18 protein-coding genes and 1 tRNA gene are annotated in these 15933 nt (G+C 39.7%); 11 read left to right on the top strand and 8 right to left on the bottom strand.

The genetic code is table 11. The features are described from left to right. The first annotated feature begins 293 nt into the window (after window positions 1–293). Complete coding sequence (locus Q0460_RS04395; protein ID WP_299085354.1) at window positions 294–521, top strand: type II toxin-antitoxin system HicA family toxin; 228 nt, start codon at window positions 294–296, stop codon at window positions 519–521. Further along, entirely contained in the window at window positions 518–874 is a 357-nt protein-coding gene (locus Q0460_RS04400; RefSeq protein WP_299085356.1) for a type II toxin-antitoxin system HicB family antitoxin, read from the top strand. The genes Q0460_RS04395 and Q0460_RS04400 overlap by 4 nt, the downstream gene beginning before the upstream one ends. On the opposite strand, the gene Q0460_RS04405 is transcribed toward Q0460_RS04400, so the two are convergent. Beyond that, on the bottom strand, window positions 871–1404 hold the full coding sequence (locus Q0460_RS04405) for a restriction endonuclease (protein WP_299085358.1): 534 nt from the start codon (window positions 1402–1404) through the stop codon (window positions 871–873). The genes Q0460_RS04400 and Q0460_RS04405 overlap by 4 nt on opposite strands. A 1-nt stretch (window position 1405) precedes the next feature. Continuing rightward, window positions 1406–1645, bottom strand: a complete 240-nt coding sequence (locus tag Q0460_RS04410) for a hypothetical protein (RefSeq protein ID WP_299085360.1) — start codon at window positions 1643–1645, stop codon at window positions 1406–1408. A 254-nt stretch (window positions 1646–1899) separates the two neighbouring features. Between Q0460_RS04410 and Q0460_RS04415 the strand changes: the two genes are divergently transcribed. The 9 genes from Q0460_RS04415 to Q0460_RS04455 all read left to right on the top strand — a co-directional run bounded on the left by Q0460_RS04415 (window position 1900) and on the right by Q0460_RS04455 (window position 9913). Continuing rightward, the gene (locus Q0460_RS04415; protein ID WP_299085362.1) at window positions 1900–2244 is read left to right on the top strand and encodes a hypothetical protein; all 345 of its coding nucleotides are present in this window, start codon (window positions 1900–1902) and stop codon (window positions 2242–2244) included. Between the two features lie 161 nt (window positions 2245–2405). Further along, window positions 2406–2648 carry a hypothetical protein gene (locus tag Q0460_RS04420; RefSeq protein WP_299085364.1) on the top strand — a complete coding sequence of 81 codons (243 nt, stop codon included), beginning with the start codon at window positions 2406–2408 and terminating at the stop codon, window positions 2646–2648. Between the two features lie 330 nt (window positions 2649–2978). Continuing rightward, window positions 2979–3110 carry a hypothetical protein gene (locus tag Q0460_RS04425; RefSeq protein ID WP_299085371.1) on the top strand — a complete coding sequence of 44 codons (132 nt, stop codon included), beginning with the start codon at window positions 2979–2981 and terminating at the stop codon, window positions 3108–3110. 155 nt (window positions 3111–3265) lie between these two features. Continuing rightward, window positions 3266–5011: a hypothetical protein gene (locus tag Q0460_RS04430; RefSeq protein ID WP_299085374.1), complete on the top strand. Its 1746-nt coding sequence runs from the start codon at window positions 3266–3268 to the stop codon at window positions 5009–5011. 2 nt (window positions 5012–5013) lie between these two features. Further along, a complete protein-coding gene (locus Q0460_RS04435; protein WP_299085377.1) occupies window positions 5014–5472 on the top strand; it encodes a hypothetical protein in 459 nt (152 codons plus the stop codon). Next, window positions 5469–6554 (top strand): zonular occludens toxin domain-containing protein, encoded by a 1086-nt coding sequence (locus Q0460_RS04440; RefSeq protein WP_299085380.1) that lies wholly within the window; start codon window positions 5469–5471, stop codon window positions 6552–6554. Before Q0460_RS04435 ends, Q0460_RS04440 begins: the two co-directional genes overlap by 4 nt. Then, window positions 6499–7677, top strand: coding sequence for a type II and III secretion system protein (locus Q0460_RS04445; RefSeq protein WP_299085383.1), 1179 nt, complete (start codon window positions 6499–6501; stop codon window positions 7675–7677). Before Q0460_RS04440 ends, Q0460_RS04445 begins: the two co-directional genes overlap by 56 nt. Before the next feature lie 106 nt (window positions 7678–7783). After that, window positions 7784–9019, top strand: coding sequence for a replication endonuclease (locus tag Q0460_RS04450; protein WP_299085386.1), 1236 nt, complete (start codon window positions 7784–7786; stop codon window positions 9017–9019). A 12-nt stretch (window positions 9020–9031) separates the two neighbouring features. Beyond that, complete coding sequence (locus Q0460_RS04455; protein WP_299085388.1) at window positions 9032–9913, top strand: site-specific integrase; 882 nt, start codon at window positions 9032–9034, stop codon at window positions 9911–9913. 57 nt (window positions 9914–9970) lie between these two features. Here the strand turns inward: Q0460_RS04455 and Q0460_RS04460 are convergent. The 6 genes from Q0460_RS04460 to Q0460_RS04485 all read right to left on the bottom strand — a co-directional run bounded on the left by Q0460_RS04460 (window position 9971) and on the right by Q0460_RS04485 (window position 15920). Beyond that, window positions 9971–10055 (bottom strand) — tRNA-Leu (locus Q0460_RS04460). Window positions 10056–10124: 69 nt separating this feature from the next. Beyond that, window positions 10125–10463, bottom strand: coding sequence for an ATP synthase F0 subunit C (gene atpE / locus Q0460_RS04465; protein WP_297987338.1), 339 nt, complete (start codon window positions 10461–10463; stop codon window positions 10125–10127). A gap of 157 nt (window positions 10464–10620) precedes the next feature. After that, window positions 10621–12135 (bottom strand): 2-isopropylmalate synthase, encoded by a 1515-nt coding sequence (locus Q0460_RS04470; RefSeq protein WP_299085390.1) that lies wholly within the window; start codon window positions 12133–12135, stop codon window positions 10621–10623. An 84-nt stretch (window positions 12136–12219) separates the two neighbouring features. Next, window positions 12220–12969 carry a CDP-diacylglycerol--serine O-phosphatidyltransferase gene (gene pssA / locus Q0460_RS04475; RefSeq protein ID WP_299085392.1) on the bottom strand — a complete coding sequence of 250 codons (750 nt, stop codon included), beginning with the start codon at window positions 12967–12969 and terminating at the stop codon, window positions 12220–12222. 126 nt (window positions 12970–13095) lie between these two features. Beyond that, on the bottom strand, window positions 13096–15045 hold the full coding sequence (gene ftsH / locus Q0460_RS04480; RefSeq protein ID WP_299085394.1) for an ATP-dependent zinc metalloprotease FtsH: 1950 nt from the start codon (window positions 15043–15045) through the stop codon (window positions 13096–13098). Then, a complete protein-coding gene (locus Q0460_RS04485; RefSeq protein WP_299085397.1) occupies window positions 15042–15920 on the bottom strand; it encodes a 50S ribosomal protein L11 methyltransferase in 879 nt (292 codons plus the stop codon). The genes ftsH and Q0460_RS04485 overlap by 4 nt, the downstream gene beginning before the upstream one ends. Between the last annotated feature and the right edge of the window lie 13 nt (window positions 15921–15933).

Raw genomic sequence — 15933 nt, forward strand, 5'->3', positions numbered from 1 at the left:
CTCAAAGGATTAACAAGGCAGGAGCGCAGAAAAAGCTACTATACAATTTTTTAATATATAGTAGTTTTTCTTAAAATATATGTATCAATCGGTAGTTTTAAGTATTAAAAATTTTTTAAGAGTAATTTCAAAATTCCAAAAAATAGGGCTTAAAAAATTATCTAAAAATTCAAAAAAACTAAAAAATAGGGAAAATTTTGATAGATGGTGCGACCGACGAGATTTGAAATTTTACTACGCATTTAAATTTACATTAAATTTATTTGTGTATAATTACACAATAAGGTTTAAAGATGAGTAAAGACGATAAGCTAATCAAGGATTTGGAAAATAATCCCAAGAATGTAAGGTTTGAGACTTTAGAAAAGATTTTGCTTAGCAGGGGTTTTACTTTGCAAAGCATTAAAGGCTCTCACCATAATTTTGTAAGAAATGGCTATTTGGTAACTTTGCCCAAACATAAGCCTATGAAAATTTTTTATGTTAGACTTGTGCTAAAATCTATAGAGGAGCAGAAATGAAAAAGGATTTAAACTATTATCTAAATTTGCCTTATAAAATCGAGCTTAGAAAGATAGCAGATGATGAAGGCGGCGGCTGGGGTGCATTTATGCCCGAATTCAAAGGTTATGCTTTGTTTTGGGGCGATGGCGATACAAAAGAGGAAGCATTAAACGATCTTGATGCTGCTTTTAAATCTACGCTTGAGAGTATGCTAGAGCATAACGATTTTATTCCTGAGCCTGCTTCTGATAAGAAAATTCGTGTAAATGTAAGTCTTTCGCAATCTTTGCTTAATGCTATCGACAAGGTAACCAATAATAGATCACAATTTTTAAGCGAGGCTGCAAATTTGAAGCTTAATGGGATTTAATAGATTTTTCTATAATGTTGCAGTGCGACATTAAAAAATTCTATTTCGTTATTGATTTGCTTTAGGTATTCGCGTATTTCTTTATTTTTGTAAGGATTTGATATTACGAAAATTTTTCTTATGCTTTTTCGCCTTAGTTTGATGTAGTTTTTTTGTTCGTATTCTCTGCAATTATATACAAATTTTTTAATGCTATTTAGATCGGCTTGCTTTTTCCAGTTTTTGCATTGAACTAATACTACTTCAATTCCTTTATAGCATATTAGATCTATTCCCTCGTCAAAGTATCCCTCGTTTATTCCTTTATAGTATACTTTATAACCGTGTTCTTTGAATAATCTACCTATATAAAATTCATATTCATCGCCTTTTTCTTTATTTGTTTGTTCTTGGTAGTCTTTTTTATATTTAGGTTTCCAGTCTTTTTTATATTCAAAATCCCTATGATCTGTTTTTGAGTATTGGTCTGCTATTAAAGAAAGTAGCAAAAATGATATTATTATCATAAGAAGGATTATAAAAAGCCCCATTTTATTTCTCCAATTGCTTTTTTAATACTCTAGCTTTTATATCGCTTAGGTAAAATTCTTTTTCTAATTCGTTTAGGCTTCTAAATAGTTTTATTATTTCTTGTTCTGCTTTGCTAAAATTATTTGAATTTTCATTTTTAAAATTCATTACTATATTGTATAAATTTGGTTTTTCTCTTTTCCAATTATAAAGTGTGGGTGTCGTGATATTTATATATTCGCAAATTTCTCGTATTGTCAAAATTTTTCCTTTTTTCTATTGACAATGTCTAAATTATTTTGTATAATGTGTTTAAATATTTTAGACATATAAACAGAATGTTTAATATATTTTAAAAGTCCAAAAATATTTTAGCTTATTTTTGCTAAATATTTGCGAAATTCTTTTTAGAGTTTCAGACCCGAGCACGTCTTTAAACTGCTCGGGGGTGGTTATAAGCTCCGCCCCCGTTAAATCCAAAAGCTTGACGAAATTTTCCTTAAAGGAGCTTTATTATGATTACCTACCTTATCGGGCTTGTTGACGAAGTTCGCCCCGTCAAGAATACAAATCGCCAAACTGGTGAAATTACTCAAACGCTTGAAGTTACCGTTACTTACTCCTCTCACGATCTTGATGGCTACAAGGTCAAAGATACTGAAATTTTACGTTTGCCTATTACCGATCGTGAAAAATGGCAATCTTATAAGGATAAATTTGTCGGAATTCCGTATCGCTTTATCTCTGCCGGGCAACGCGGGAATTTTCTTATTGTTGCCGATGATATCCAGATAGAAACTTTTGACAAGTCGCCTTTTGCGGCTTCTACTGCTCCTGCGGCTGTTGCTTCCAAAAAATAGGACTTTTAAAACGTTCTGACCTAGGCAAGTCAAAAAACTACTAGGGCGGTTAGGTTTTCACTTCCTTTCCCGCCCGCACTAAAACCTAGAAAACACATAAAAGCTTCGCTTATAAGTTTTTATGTGTCTTTTAGGCGCAAATTTCAAAAAAGGAGCTTGTTATGGGATTTGCAAGTAAAGTTAAAGCGTTTTTGCAAACTTCAAAAGCTAAGGTTTTAGGTGCCGTTGCTGCGGCTGCTGTCTGCGTAGATACTGTTTCTGCGGACGTTACGTTTTCCAAGGACAATGGATTTACTGGAACGTTTGATCTTACGTATTTCTACTCTGCTATCGGCATTATCGTTACCGCGATTGCTATCGTTGCCGCTATCGGTTTGGCTTTGCGTCAGTTCCGCAAAATTTAGCGTCTTTGCTCCTACCCTCCCGTGTGTTCGGGAGGTAGGTTTTTTTGAATAGAAAAAAGGTGTCGTATGGTTTCGTTCGATTTGTCCGCGCTTATTCTGGCGTGTCAAACTTTGCTAGGCATTTTTACTGCTTCGCTTTTTGTAGTGAAAGCGGTTTTATTGGGCATAAAAGTTTTTAGACGGGCTTAGAAATGCTTTCGATAGATGTTACGCAGCTTGGGCTTAGCTCAGAAACTTTAAACGCACTATTTGCCCTAAGTGCTGTGTTAATTGGTTTTGCGTTGCTTTTGTTTGTCGTTTTAATTTGTGTAAAAATTTCAGGTTGAGAAGATGGGTTCAGTTTTAGATGTTACGGGCATAATGAGTTTTGATTTATTTTTTAGTATATATGTTTATATTATTGCTGCGGTTGTTCCTGTATTGTTAGCTGCTGGTGTTATTTCTAATGAGCTTTCTAAGTAGGAATTTCGGCTACACGCGCGAATTATTTTTTAAAAATCGCTCTACGATTTTTAAAAAATAATGTTTCGCACGCGTGTAGCCCACGCCTCCAAGGCGTGTATCGCGTAGCGTTTGGCGTCTGTCTAGCCGCTTTTATTCATCTGAAAGGAAGTGAAATGCTTAAATTTAAAGCTCTCTTATTATTGTTGCTTTCGTTCTGCTGCCTTTTTGCCGATGATAATCCCCTTGTTCCATTTAAAAATGCTTTCGATTATTTTTCTACTGCCGAGCCCGATATTCCATCTACTAGCCGTTTTTATGAGCCTACTTCCGATCAAGTTGCCCCTGCTACTTTCAATTTTTATAATCCTGATAATGGCTTCGCCTATTATGATGTTGGCGCTGCTATATATAAATTATCTAATGTTAAGAAATATATTATATATACTAATAATGTTGATAAAGATGTCCCTCGTTTTAGTTTTCTTAACGGTGGATTTTTTTATTCCTATGAATATTCCCTACCTGTTGTTTATACTTTTAGAAATGGGGTCGATTATTACACTCTTGATAAGGGTAAAATTCCTAGTGGTATTTATTTCGATACTTTCAAAAGTGCTGTTTATAATAGATATGAGATTATTTCAAATCTCAAATCCTGCCCTGAGGGCAGTAATTTTAATACCTCTACCGAGCAATGTCAGGTGTGTTTGAATGGCGAAATTTGGAATAAATCTAAAAATGAATGTATAACTAACTGCCCCGCTGGTAGTGTTTATAATCCCGAAAAGAAAACTTGCGATGAAATTATTTGTGCTGCTCCCGAGGTTTTGGACAAGCTAACTAATACCTGCAAGCCTTGCTCTGAAAATACTCAATATGATTCTGAAACAAAATCTTGCGTATGCAAAAGTGGCACTTTCAATTTTGAAAATCGATGTGTTTCTACTTGCGCTGATTTTGAGATATTGCAACAGCGCTTTAATTGCGTTTGCTCCCACGGCGAGGGCGATAAAAAAATTAAGGTTACTCAATCTAGCGGTAAAATTTCGGGTAAATTTGAGGGATTTTATGACAAAGGTGACACTATTGTCGGCATAAATCAAGCACCTGATACTATTGTTGCAAATTATTCTTGTGTCGCAAAATGCACCGTCGGTATTATTCGAGTTAATAAAAGTGCTGCTGGCGATGCTATGTGCTCTGGCTTAAATCTTGATGATTTCACTCAGATTGATTTGGACGCCCTGGATAAAAGTATGTCAAATCCTGATAGTGCTAAGACTGATAAAGAAAAAGAGGAAGATAAAAATAAGGACAAGGATAAAGATAAAGGCGGCGGTTCTGGTAAAGGTGATGGTAAGGGTAATGGTTCTACTACCGGTGATGATAATTCAAAGGGTTCTAGCGGCAATATCACTATAGGGGATAATAACAAAACTAAAAACCCTGATAAGCCGGGCTCTAATCATTCTAAAGATGATCCCAATAATAATGGTAAGGGTAAGGACGATGGTAGTAAAGGCGATAAGGGTCATAGTGGTAGCGGTAATAACAATGATGGTGTAGGTAAAGGTGATTTTCAAGCTGGCATAGGCGATGGCGACAATGAGGACTATTTTGGTTCTTTAGAGGGTGAATTTAAAGCTTTTGACGGTCTTATCGGCGATCTTAAAGGTTTTAAAGATATGTTTGAAGGTGGCAAGTCTATTCCTAAGCTTAATAGTCCTTCTGTTCCTAAAACTTGCCCTGTTACTCGTAAATTTAGTGGCACAAATATCGAAGCGAAAGATGTTACTTGGGATTTATGTGCTGTCTTAGCCCCTATGCGTGATCCTTTGTATTTTATGTTTTATTTGGCTTTCCTTGTGGGTTTTATGTGGTCTGCCTATAAAATTTTACTTTATGCCTTTAGGAGTTAGATATGCCCGCTATTCTTGGTTGGTTATTTTCAGGTTTGGTAGATGTTTTTTTGTATTTTTTTAATCTTTTTTCTAAAAATTGGACTATACCTATCGTTCGTGCTTATCAAGTTGCTTTTTTTCTTGCTTTTATTGCATTTATAGGTGCTTTTTTCCGTTTTGCTTATAGCGTATATTCTTTCCTATCTAGTGGTATAAATACTTTGAATAACGCTATTGTTAATCCAAATGGTGAGCTTTTAGGCGTTGCTTTCGCGGTTTTAAAAACTATCGGCTTTTTTGAGGCTCTTGCCTCTACTTTTAACGTTTTTGCTCCTTTTTTATTTGGTGTCTTTGCGATTTATGCTCTTAAGGCTCTTTCTAAAATTGCCTTTATTAAATATGATTCTGTTTTTAAAACGGCGCTTTTGTATAGCTCAAATTCTAAGTCTAAAAACGGCAAAAGGTTCTTTAAGAAATGAGCTTAACATATATCGTTGGTAATCCTGGTTCTGGTAAAACCTATTTCGCTGTTAATAAGCTATATGAATGTTTTATCAGTGATACTAAAACCAATAAGAAAAATTATAGGTTTGCTTATACAAATATTAATGAATTTGATTTTTCTAAGTCAGATAAAATTAAAAAACTTGATATCGATGAATTCAAATCTAATCTTTCAGTTCTTTATTCTTACTATAAGGCTAAAGTAACCGATAGTGAGCTTATAAAATATGCAAAGGAGCTAAATTTATGTAATGTTTTAATCGTTATTGATGAATGTCATTCAACTATTTTTAGTCAGAAAGGCGATAAGGTCTTGATTTGGTGGCTTACTTACCATCGTCATCTTTATCAAGATATTTATCTTATTACCCAAAATTTAAGCCTCGTCGATAGTGCTTATAAAAAGATTGCTGAATTTTTTTATAAGGCAGTTGACGGCTCTAAACGTCTTTTTTCCAGTCGTTTACGGTATGTATTATTTAACAGCCCTACAATGTATCAAAAGCGTGATATAGTCGTCGGCGGCGGTGTAAGTCTTAAATTTAACCCTGAAATTTATAAACTTTACCATAGTGGTGATGAAACGAAACATAAAAGTCTTATTAAGTATTATTTTTTAGTATCTTTTTTCCTTATTTTTTTAATTGTTGTATTATTTTTATTTTTCAAAGATTATTTTAATACTAGCGATAAAAGCACTCATAAAGTTAGTTCGATTTCTACTTCCCCTGTTGTTGTTAATCAAATTTATGGAAATACTGCGGTTTCGGTTGATAAAAATGTTTCTATGGCTCAAATTCAGTATTCATATTTTATAAGGTGCATATACACTGATTGCGTGATAGATGGTTATGCTCCTTTCACTTATAAATACTTTTCGCTTATGATCTCTCAAGTTGAGCCTATTGATATCGAATACAAAAGCGATACTAAAGGCTTTTTAGAAATTTATGCTTATTTTGATAAGCCTATTTTTGAAAATTTAAAAAAGGAAGTGAAAAATGAAAAGGATTCTTTTAGCACTAGTTCTGTCGTTAAATCTGCTTTTAGCAAGTGAGGTCAAGTTAAATTTATTAGAATTTGCTAATCTCGCTAGCGTAAATTCAAATACAGATATTCTTATATCTGACGATATTAACCCTAATAATTTCTATTTTTACACCAATAAACAAACTAAAATTTCTATATCTCTTTTTCGTAAAGCGATAGAAGTTAAAGGTTTAAGACTCGTGCGAAATAGTGATTTTTACTACGTAGAAAATAAAGCTCTTGATAATAACGGCACTTTAACTCCTAAGGCTAAGCTTCGTTATCTTGAGCTTAAGAATAATACCTTTGACGATGTATCCAAGATTATTAAATCGACTACTGATTCAAACGATTTTAATTCTACTTCGTCCAAGGTCGAATATATAAAATCTACTAATTCTGTTGTTTTTAAGGCTAATGACGACGATTACAATGATATTATAGATTTTGCGCAGCGCTCTGATAAAAGGCTTGAGCAGGTAAATTTTAAGCTTACTATTTTAGAAACTAATCTCAATAATGCCGAAAATATAGGCACAAATCTAAATTCTCTTGCCGATGTTGTAACCCGCGCCGACTTTAATTATTTTGTAAATTTGATAACTATGCCTTACACTGCCGAAACTAACGTTGTCAGAGATAAGAAAAAAGGATTTTATGGGGTTTTAAATTTACTTGTTAAAAATGATGTTACTTCCGTTAAGCAATCGCCTTATTTAGTTGCCAAAAATGGCACTCCTGTTTATTTCTCATCTGTTAAGAATATTCCTTATCTTAAAAATACTTCTACCTATTCTAATGCTTCTACTACTACGCAAAACACTTATGATTATCGCGATGTAGGCTTAAAAGTTTCTATTACTCCAACTATATTGAAAGACCATATTGATTTTGATTTAGATCTTGTCGTTGAGGATATTTTAGATGAAACAACTTTAACTCCTCAAACGTCAAAGAAAGAGTTAAAATCTAATTACTCAATCAACAAGGGCGAAATTTTAGTATTAAGTGGGATCAATAAAGAAACAGCTTACGAGTATCGCAATGGTATTCCGCTTTTAAAAGATATCCCGATTATCCAGTATTTGTTTTCAATCAAACAAAAGGTTATCCAGAAGTCCGTTATTACGCTTACAATCGAAGCGTTTTGATGAGGCGGGTGCACGCCTAGCGAGGCGCTCTGCGCCGAGCGAAAGGCGTGCCTCTTGACTAAATATAATAGATATGTGTTGTTTTCATATTTTATGGATTTTGATAATGTATGGTATAACTAAAGAAGATAAAATTTTTCTTTCGGAGCGCTTAAAGCTCCAGCAGAAATTTCTCGATGAGAATTTTGTTTCGTTTGATGATGGCGCCTCTGTGCCGTTGTCGTCTTTTTACTTTAGCTCGTGGCACAATCCCGCGCGTTATATTGCCGAGCTTAACAACCGCGTATCATCGCTTGAGATGTATGCAAAGGAGCGTAGGTTGGAGCCTATATTTTGCGTTTTTACGCTTCCTAGCTCCTATCATCGCAAAAGGTCTATAAAGCTTAAAAATGGCGGCTATAGGCTTGTGCGTAATGAAAATTTTATCGATGATGAAGCGCATAGTGTTTGTGCGGGAGCGCATAAACTTCAAATGCTTATTCGTAGTATTATGAATTCTGTTGTTATTCGCGAAATTCCTACCGAGGATAGATGCTATATTACTACTAAAGAGCCTCATAAAGACGGCACTTGTCATTTAAATTTGTTGCTTTTTGTTCCTGGTAGTTTTAAAGAACGCGTAATACACGTTATAAAAAGGCGTTTCATTTCTGATGAAAATAGGATTGAAACGGATATCCGTAACGCTACAGGCTATATTATGAAATATATTTTTAAAACCTTAGATGATCTGCGTGATAATCCGTCTATCGAGAATTTAAGCGATATTTCGTTTTGGTATCTAAAGCATCGTATTCGCCGTGTTACTATGTCAAAGACTTTTATTAGTCTTGAAATTTATCGCAAGGTAGGTGGTAAATTTAGTCTTATTGAGCTTACTAAAAATTATAGTTTGGGCTTGCTTACGGTGCTTTGCGACACCGATAGCAAAAAGCCCGTTTTAATCTATGATAACGATTTTGGGGATTTATGGGTTAAGAAAAAGACACAAGTTTTTAATCCTTGCGGTAAAATCCAGTCTCACGAGTTAAAATCTATTCAAAGTTTCTATAATAGCGGTATTAAGCCAGTTTATTATAATCCGTATAAAATTTTTCGCACTGCTTGGAAAGATATGAGCGATGAAAGGCTTAAACTTTACTGGCGTGATAATTGCAAAGAGATTACAGACGATATTCTAAGCGTTCAAGATTATACTATGCTTGAGAATGAGATGATCGAGCGCGGTTTCTTGCAACGCTATAAAAATCATATCAGATATTTTACGGAACACGCTCTTGAAGATATTAGAGAGCTTGAATTTAAATATTCTAACAATGGCGTTATGCCGTATCCATTCTAAAAAGGGGAAGTGATGAAATTTAAATATTTTTCCGATCTATTTTTGCAAATAGGCTCTAATAGCTGGAAACCCTCTACTATCTTTAAGTATGAAAGTATCGTTGTTAAAAGGCTAAATTTTTTATACGATAGAGAGATTGAGAGTATTAAGGCTAGCGAGCTTAGGCTATGGTTCTCACAGATGAATAAGGAAGTGAGTGCCAAAACTCTAAGGGATTATAAAAGCTGCTTAAATCAAATTTTTCAGCTTGCTAAGTATGATGAGTTTATTAAAAATAATCCGATTGATTATATACGGAATTTTAACCTTGTCAAGCCTAAAATTCAGCCTTTTACCAATACTGAAGTTAATCGTATTTTAGAAGCTTCAAAGGCTTATAGTTCAAAGTTTCAAATGTTTTTAAAAATTGGCTTTTACACAGGTATGCGCACGGGCGAAATTCTAGCTCTTAAAAAGGAAAATATCGATTTTAAGAAAAAGCTTATAAACGTTGAGCTTTCTAGGTCAAAATTCGGTGAGAATAGTCCTAAAACTGCAGGTAGTATAAGGCAAGTGCCTATAGTCGATGCTTTATATTATGATTTATGGTGCTATTGTCGTCTCACTTTTACTGCTTACCTATTTGTCAATCAATATTGCGAGCCTTATAACACCGATTTTTCATTTACTCGCTATTGTTGGAAGCCTTTACTTAAGTCTTTGGGAATTCCGTATCGTAAGCTATATGTTATGCGCCATACATATGCGACTAATATTCTAAAAAACACTGATATTAGTCCTTATGAGCTTTCAAGGCTTTTGGGTCATAGTAGCACGGAGATGGTTTTTAATCGTTACGTTAAATTTATTGAAAATCAAAAAGATGAGTTTAAGAGAGATGTTAAAATTTACTAATGATTTTTTATCCCCGGGCTCTTAGATTAAAAGAGACTTAAAGTAGATAAAATTTCGTGGTGCGACCGACGAGACTTGAACTCGTACACCTTGCGGCACTACCCCCTCAAGATAGCGTGTCTACCAATTCCACCACGGTCGCATAAATTTTAAAGCTTAATCTCAAGCCTTGAATTATATAAGTTTAAAGCCCGATTTCTCGGGCTTAGGATTATTTTGCAGCAGCCGCAAGACCTTCTGTTACGAAAGGGTTTGCAAAAAGCAAGACGAATGAAACAACCAACGCATAGATAACCTGCGCTTCGATCATCGCAAGCGAAATATACATCGTAGTCGATAGTTTGCTAGCTACGCTTGGATTTCTAGCGATGCCGTTAAGCGTCGCACTAGCGGCATTTCCCATACCTAATGCGCCACCCAAAGCAGCTAGACCTAAAACGACTGCAACGGTAATTGCAGAAAAAGAAACGATCTGAGTGTAAGCGCTTAGCTGCTCGCTAGCGAAAGCTGCACCGCAAAGTGCGAATAACAATACAAGAACTTTTTTCATAAAAGTCTCCATAAATAAATTTTAAAACGAGTTTCGGCTCAATACCCCCTACTCCAACGTTTTAAGTGTGAAATATTATTAAAATTTTGCTTTTGATTTGTTTAATCTGGCGGAATTTGCGTTAAATTTAACAAATCCCGCCGTACACGCCAACATCTTAACGTTTAGCGTCCAAATATGTATTTAGCGCCGCAACGTAGGCCTTTGCAGACGCCAGCATCGTATCTACGTCAAGCCCTCTGCCGATGATGGCGCCCTCGCCCGCAAATTCCACTTTAACGGTTACTTTCGCCAGCGCGTCTTTGCCCTGCGAGACCGCTTTTACTTGGTATTCTTTCAGGCTACCGCTGATACCGCTGATGCGGTCTATCGCCTTAAATATCGCATCCACGCCGCCGTTTCCAAGCGCGCTATCGCTTAAAATTTCATCCTTATATCTTAGCGTAAGCGCGGTGCTAGCGTGTCCTTTGTTGCAGCTATTGGAGCTTAAAACCAGCACTTCGTAGGTCTTCTCGGCTCCCACGAACTCATCGTTTACGAGCTCTCTAATATCCTCGTCGAAAACGTCCTTTTTGCTATCTGCGAGCGCTTTAAATTTATTAAACGCAATCTCAACCTGCTCGTTACTAAGCTCATATCCCAAAGATACCAGCTTGTCTTTGAAGGCGTGACGGCCGCTATGTTTGCCCAGCACGAGCGAGTTTTTATCAAGCCCGATATCCTCGGCATGCATTATCTCGTAGGTTTCTTTGTGCTTTAGCACGCCGTCTTGGTGGATGCCGCTTTCATGCGCGAAGGCGTTTTTGCCCACGATCGCTTTATTGGGTTGCGGCTCGATGCCGGTAATGCTCGCGACTAGGCGGCTGGATGGATAAATTTCTTTCAAATTTATATCGGTATAAAGCGGCGCAAATTTATCTGTGCGCGTCTTGATCGCCATTACGATCTCCTCTAGCGCCGCGTTGCCCGCGCGCTCGCCGATACCGTTTATCGTGCACTCGACCTGTCTGGCTCCTGCCAAGATAGCGGCTAAAGAATTTACGGTAGCCATTCCCAAGTCGTTGTGATTGTGCACCGAAACTACGGCGCGCTCGCCGATAAGCTTAACGAGCTCGCCTATGCGCGCAGTGATCTCGTCCGGGTAGAGATAGCCTACGGTATCGGGAATATTTATGGTGGAGGCCCCGGCGTTTATCGCGGCATCGCAGATCTCTTTTAAAAAACCCATATCGCTTCTGCACGCATCCTCGCAACTAAACTCCACGTCATCGCATAGGCTTTTTGCGTATTGCACAGACTCTACGGCGCGCTTTATGACCTCTTGCGGCTGCATTTTGAGTTTAAATTCCATATGGATAGGGCTTGTAGCGATGAAGGTGTGGATACGACCGAGCTTTGCGCCCTTTATCGCTTCGCCGGCGGCTTTGATATCTTTTTCTAAAGCGCGCGCAAGCGAACAGACGCGAACCTTACTAACGGCGCTAGCGATCTTTTCTATCGCGTCAAAATCCCCGGGGCTAGCCGCCGCAAAGCCAGCCTCGATAACATCTACGCCCAGCTTTTCAAGCTGCAACGCAAGATGGATCTTTTCGTCCGTATTCATCGACGCTCCGGGGCTTTGCTCGCCGTCACGAAGCGTCGTATCGAAGATTATGATTTTATTTTTGTCCATTGCTTGTCCTTTCAAAGCGTTAAAATTTGGCAAAATTATAGCCGCGCAAACTTAAAACAATCGCGGCAATAAACATATTTGAGATTATTTCGCCGTTTCCTCGGGTTTGTCTTTTTTATGAAATTTGGCCGCGCTTAAATTTAAAGCTCCGCGAACCAAACCGTAAACGATATAAACCAAAGTGAGCACCGCCGGGAATTCCAGCCTGAAAAGATATAAAAGCGAGAAAAATACGACGATTAGAAGCACTAAAATTTTAATCGCGTTGGGGCGCTTTAGGCTAATCTTTTTAAAGCTCGGAAAGCGGATGTTGCTTACCATCAAAAACGATAACGCCGCCATTGCGATGATCAAAAATACGCCAAAACCCTTAGAAAGGTCATATTTTAGATAAATTCCGATCCAAAACGCCATCGTAATCGCAGCCGTCGGAATCGGCAGCCCGATAAAAACGCTAGGCTCGTAGGTGCCCGTGGTGACGTTGAATCGCGCCAGCCTGATCGCGCCGAAAACCACGTAAAGCGCAGCTACAAGCGAGCCGACCTTACCGTAATCGTGCCCGACCGCACAGTAAAATAGCAGCGCCGGCGCTACGCCGAAAGCCACGATATCCGCAAGGCTATCAAATTCCACGCCGAATTTCGATGTCGCATGCGTTAGCCGCGCCACGCGGCCGTCGAGCCCATCGCAGATCAAGGATAAAATGATATAAAAAATCGCGGCGCTGAAGTTGCCTTTGATCGTAGAAATTATGCTGATGACCGCTAAAAATACGCTTGCCGCCGTGAAAAGATTCGGCAATATGTAGATTAGTTTTCCCTTTTCCTCTTCCATCTCTTACTCTTTAAATTTTATTTTCGCACCGCTTTTCATTCGGTGCCGCAGATCGCGCATAAAGCATTTTAGCGCGACCTTCTTAAAATTTAGCCCTAAGCTCTTACTCCGCGTGAGGCTTTAAATTTAAGCCTCGCTCTTTGCGCTTTCGATATCGTCGTTAGCGCCTAAATTTCGCACCAGACGGGTAGGTATGCCGTTATCTTTTTCAAATTTAGAGATGATCTCTACGATCTGCTCGCCAGAGACCGTCTCCTTCTCATACAGCGCCTTCACCATCTCCTCAATCGCCGGAGCATAAGTCCTTAGCGTCTCTTTCACCGCCGCATAGCGCTCATCCAGCGTCTTGCGAACATATTCGTCGATCTTAACCGCCGTTACCTCGCTATAATCCTTGATGCTCTGTCCGCCGTTTAGGAAGGAATACTGCTGTTTTTCGAGCACCGCAAGCCCGAGCGCCTCGGTCATTCCGACCTGAGTAGCCATAAATTTAAGCATATCGGTAGCGCGCTGCAAATCGTTGCCCGCTCCGTCGGTGATCTCGCCCAAAAACACATCCTCCGCTGCGCGCCCAGCCAAAAACGTATCGATCTCGGCAAAAATTTCATGGCGCTGGTGCAGATATCTATTTTCAAATGGAGAATTTAGCGTGTATCCCGCGGCACTCAGTCCGCGCGGCACGATAGTTACTTTAGATACGGGCATCGCTCCTTTAGTAAGCTCGGCTATGAGCGCATGGCCGCTTTCGTGGTAGGCGACGATCCGCTTTTCGATCGGGCTTACGCGGCGCGATTTTTTAGCCAGTCCGATGCCGACGCGCTCGATCGCTTCGAGTAGGTCTTTTTGCTCGACCTCCGCCTTTGCCTCGCGACCCGCTAAAAGCGCGGCTTCGTTTATGATATTTGCAAGATCGGCTCCCGCAAAGCCCACGGTAAGGCGTGCGATCTCTTCGATATCGATATCGCGAGCAAATTTAACGTCGCGCATATGCACCTTTAAAATCGCCATTCTGCCGTCAAAATCAGGTCTATCAACTAGAACCTGCCTATCAAATCTGCCCGGACGCAGAAGCGCCGCATCCAGCGTCTCCGGGCGGTTGGTAGCCGCAAGGACGATTACCGGGCTTGATTCCGAGCCGAAGCCGTCCATCTCGGCAAGCAGCTGATTTAGCGTCTGCTCGCGCTCGTCGTTGCCTCCGCCGATACCGCCTGCGGTTCTGCTTTTACCGATCGCGTCGATCTCATCGATGAAAACGATCGCCGGAGCCTGTTTTTTAGCGTTATCGAATAGATCGCGCACTCTGCTGGCGCCCACGCCTACGAACATCTCTATAAAGCTGGAGCCCGATACCGAAAAAAACGGTACGTCCGCTTCGCCCGCAACCGCCTTGGCTAGCAGCGTCTTGCCCGTGCCGGGAGGTCCAACCAAAAGAACGCCTTTTGGAATTTTAGCCCCGAGGCTGATATATCGCTCCGGATTTTTTAAGAAATCTACGATCTCCTTAACCTCCTCTTTCGCCTCTTCGACGCCCGCGACATCGCTAAATTTAACCTTCGGCTTTTCGGCGCTCACCAGGTTTTTCGAGCTTCCGATGCCGAGCACGCCGCCGCCCATATTGCGCTGCATGCGGTTAGCTAAAAACATCCAAATTCCAAAGAAAATCACGAGCGGCAAGACCCAGCTAAAGAGCAGATCGGTCAAAAAGTTGCTCTCGTTATACGCGCCGTATGGAATTTTGCGCGATTCTAAAATTTGAACTAGCTCGGGATCATCCACGCGCTTGGCGGTGTAGATTACGTTGCCGACTTGCGCTTTAATCGTGGAGCTTCCGATGGAGACCATGCTTACTTGGGAGTTTTTGATTTGCGATTTTAGCTCGGAGTAAGTTACGTTTCTACTCTCGCCTGAAACGGAGCCTAGCACTCCGCCGCTATCAAATCCGCCACTTGGGGATATCGCTTTAAACACGACTATCAAAATAAGCGCAAAAATTATAAAAACGCCGATCGGATTTTTATTGAAAAAATTGTTTCCGCCGCCGTTTTGAGGGGGTTGATTATTTGGGTTGTTATTCATATTTTCCTTTCATAAACGAAGCTAAGCCATTCGTTTTGCTTTTTCATCTGCACGAAATCTAGATCCGAAAAGGCCCGCTCGATCCTATCTTTATATTTTTCTAAAATTCCAGACAGCACGAGCTTGCCGCCCGGTTTTAGCGCTTTTTTTAGATCCACGCTTAGGATCAAAATCACATCGGCGATTATATTTGCGACGACGAGATCAAACTGCGCGTCTTTGCAGCGCGCGCGCTCGCTTAAACTAGACGCCTGCTCGCCTAGGCTTGAAACGCTGCCGAGCCAAATTTTATCGATCTGCACGCCGTTTTTCTCGGCGTTTTGCTGCGTAGCTGTCACCGCCTGCTCGTCGGTATCGCAGGCGCTTACCTTTGCGCCCAGTTTTTTCATCGCGATACTTAAAATTCCGCTGCCGCAGCCCACGTCAAGCGCGCTCATGCCATTGCGAGTAAGCTCGCTAAGCAGCGCCAGACACATATTGGTGCTTTCGTGATGACCCGAGCCGAATGCCAGCGCAGGATCGATTAGCAGATCGATTAGCGCAGGATCTTGCGATCTTTCGCACCAGCTCGGACGGACGTAAAATTTGCCGACCGCCACGGGCGCGACGCCTTTTTTATACTGCTCGATCCAATCGATATTAGGCTTTTTTGAAATTTCGATCTGCAGATCGGCGTCTAAATTGAGAGATCGCGCGAGCGCCTTTTTAAACTCTTCAAACGCAAATTTTAAATTTTGCAGATCCTCTTCGTCGCGGATTATGAAACGCTCGCCATCCTCCTCGACGCAGGTAACGCCGAGCTCAAACGCAAAGTTTTTAAAAAGTTCGCTTGCATTCGTGCTTTTTACGATCATCTCATAAAAAAAATCTTTCATCGCCTCACATCGC

The sequence above is a fragment of the uncultured Campylobacter sp. genome (assembly GCF_937980635.1).
In the GTDB taxonomy this organism is placed as follows: domain Bacteria; phylum Campylobacterota; class Campylobacteria; order Campylobacterales; family Campylobacteraceae; genus Campylobacter_B.

Excerpts from the sequence above, each read along its gene's own strand:
- pssA (WP_299085392.1), bottom strand. The coding sequence starts at position 12,969 with ATGGAAGAGGAAAAGGGAAAACTAATCTACATATTGCCGAATCTTTTC.
- Q0460_RS04440 (WP_299085380.1), top strand. The coding sequence starts at position 5,469 with ATGAGCTTAACATATATCGTTGGTAATCCTGGTTCTGGTAAAACCTAT.
- ftsH (WP_299085394.1), bottom strand. The coding sequence starts at position 15,045 with ATGAATAACAACCCAAATAATCAACCCCCTCAAAACGGCGGCGGAAAC.
- Q0460_RS04405 (WP_299085358.1), bottom strand. The coding sequence starts at position 1,404 with ATGGGGCTTTTTATAATCCTTCTTATGATAATAATATCATTTTTGCTA.
- Q0460_RS04485 (WP_299085397.1), bottom strand. The coding sequence starts at position 15,920 with ATGAAAGATTTTTTTTATGAGATGATCGTAAAAAGCACGAATGCAAGC.
- Q0460_RS04435 (WP_299085377.1), top strand. The coding sequence starts at position 5,014 with ATGCCCGCTATTCTTGGTTGGTTATTTTCAGGTTTGGTAGATGTTTTT.
- Q0460_RS04400 (WP_299085356.1), top strand. The coding sequence starts at position 518 with ATGAAAAAGGATTTAAACTATTATCTAAATTTGCCTTATAAAATCGAG.
- Q0460_RS04455 (WP_299085388.1), top strand. The coding sequence starts at position 9,032 with ATGAAATTTAAATATTTTTCCGATCTATTTTTGCAAATAGGCTCTAAT.
- Q0460_RS04450 (WP_299085386.1), top strand. The coding sequence starts at position 7,784 with ATGTATGGTATAACTAAAGAAGATAAAATTTTTCTTTCGGAGCGCTTA.
- atpE (WP_297987338.1), bottom strand. The coding sequence starts at position 10,463 with ATGAAAAAAGTTCTTGTATTGTTATTCGCACTTTGCGGTGCAGCTTTC.
- Q0460_RS04430 (WP_299085374.1), top strand. The coding sequence starts at position 3,266 with ATGCTTAAATTTAAAGCTCTCTTATTATTGTTGCTTTCGTTCTGCTGC.
- Q0460_RS04445 (WP_299085383.1), top strand. The coding sequence starts at position 6,499 with ATGAAAAGGATTCTTTTAGCACTAGTTCTGTCGTTAAATCTGCTTTTA.
- Q0460_RS04470 (WP_299085390.1), bottom strand. The coding sequence starts at position 12,135 with ATGGACAAAAATAAAATCATAATCTTCGATACGACGCTTCGTGACGGC.
- Q0460_RS04415 (WP_299085362.1), top strand. The coding sequence starts at position 1,900 with ATGATTACCTACCTTATCGGGCTTGTTGACGAAGTTCGCCCCGTCAAG.
- Q0460_RS04420 (WP_299085364.1), top strand. The coding sequence starts at position 2,406 with ATGGGATTTGCAAGTAAAGTTAAAGCGTTTTTGCAAACTTCAAAAGCT.
- Q0460_RS04395 (WP_299085354.1), top strand. The coding sequence starts at position 294 with ATGAGTAAAGACGATAAGCTAATCAAGGATTTGGAAAATAATCCCAAG.
- Q0460_RS04425 (WP_299085371.1), top strand. The coding sequence starts at position 2,979 with ATGGGTTCAGTTTTAGATGTTACGGGCATAATGAGTTTTGATTTATTT.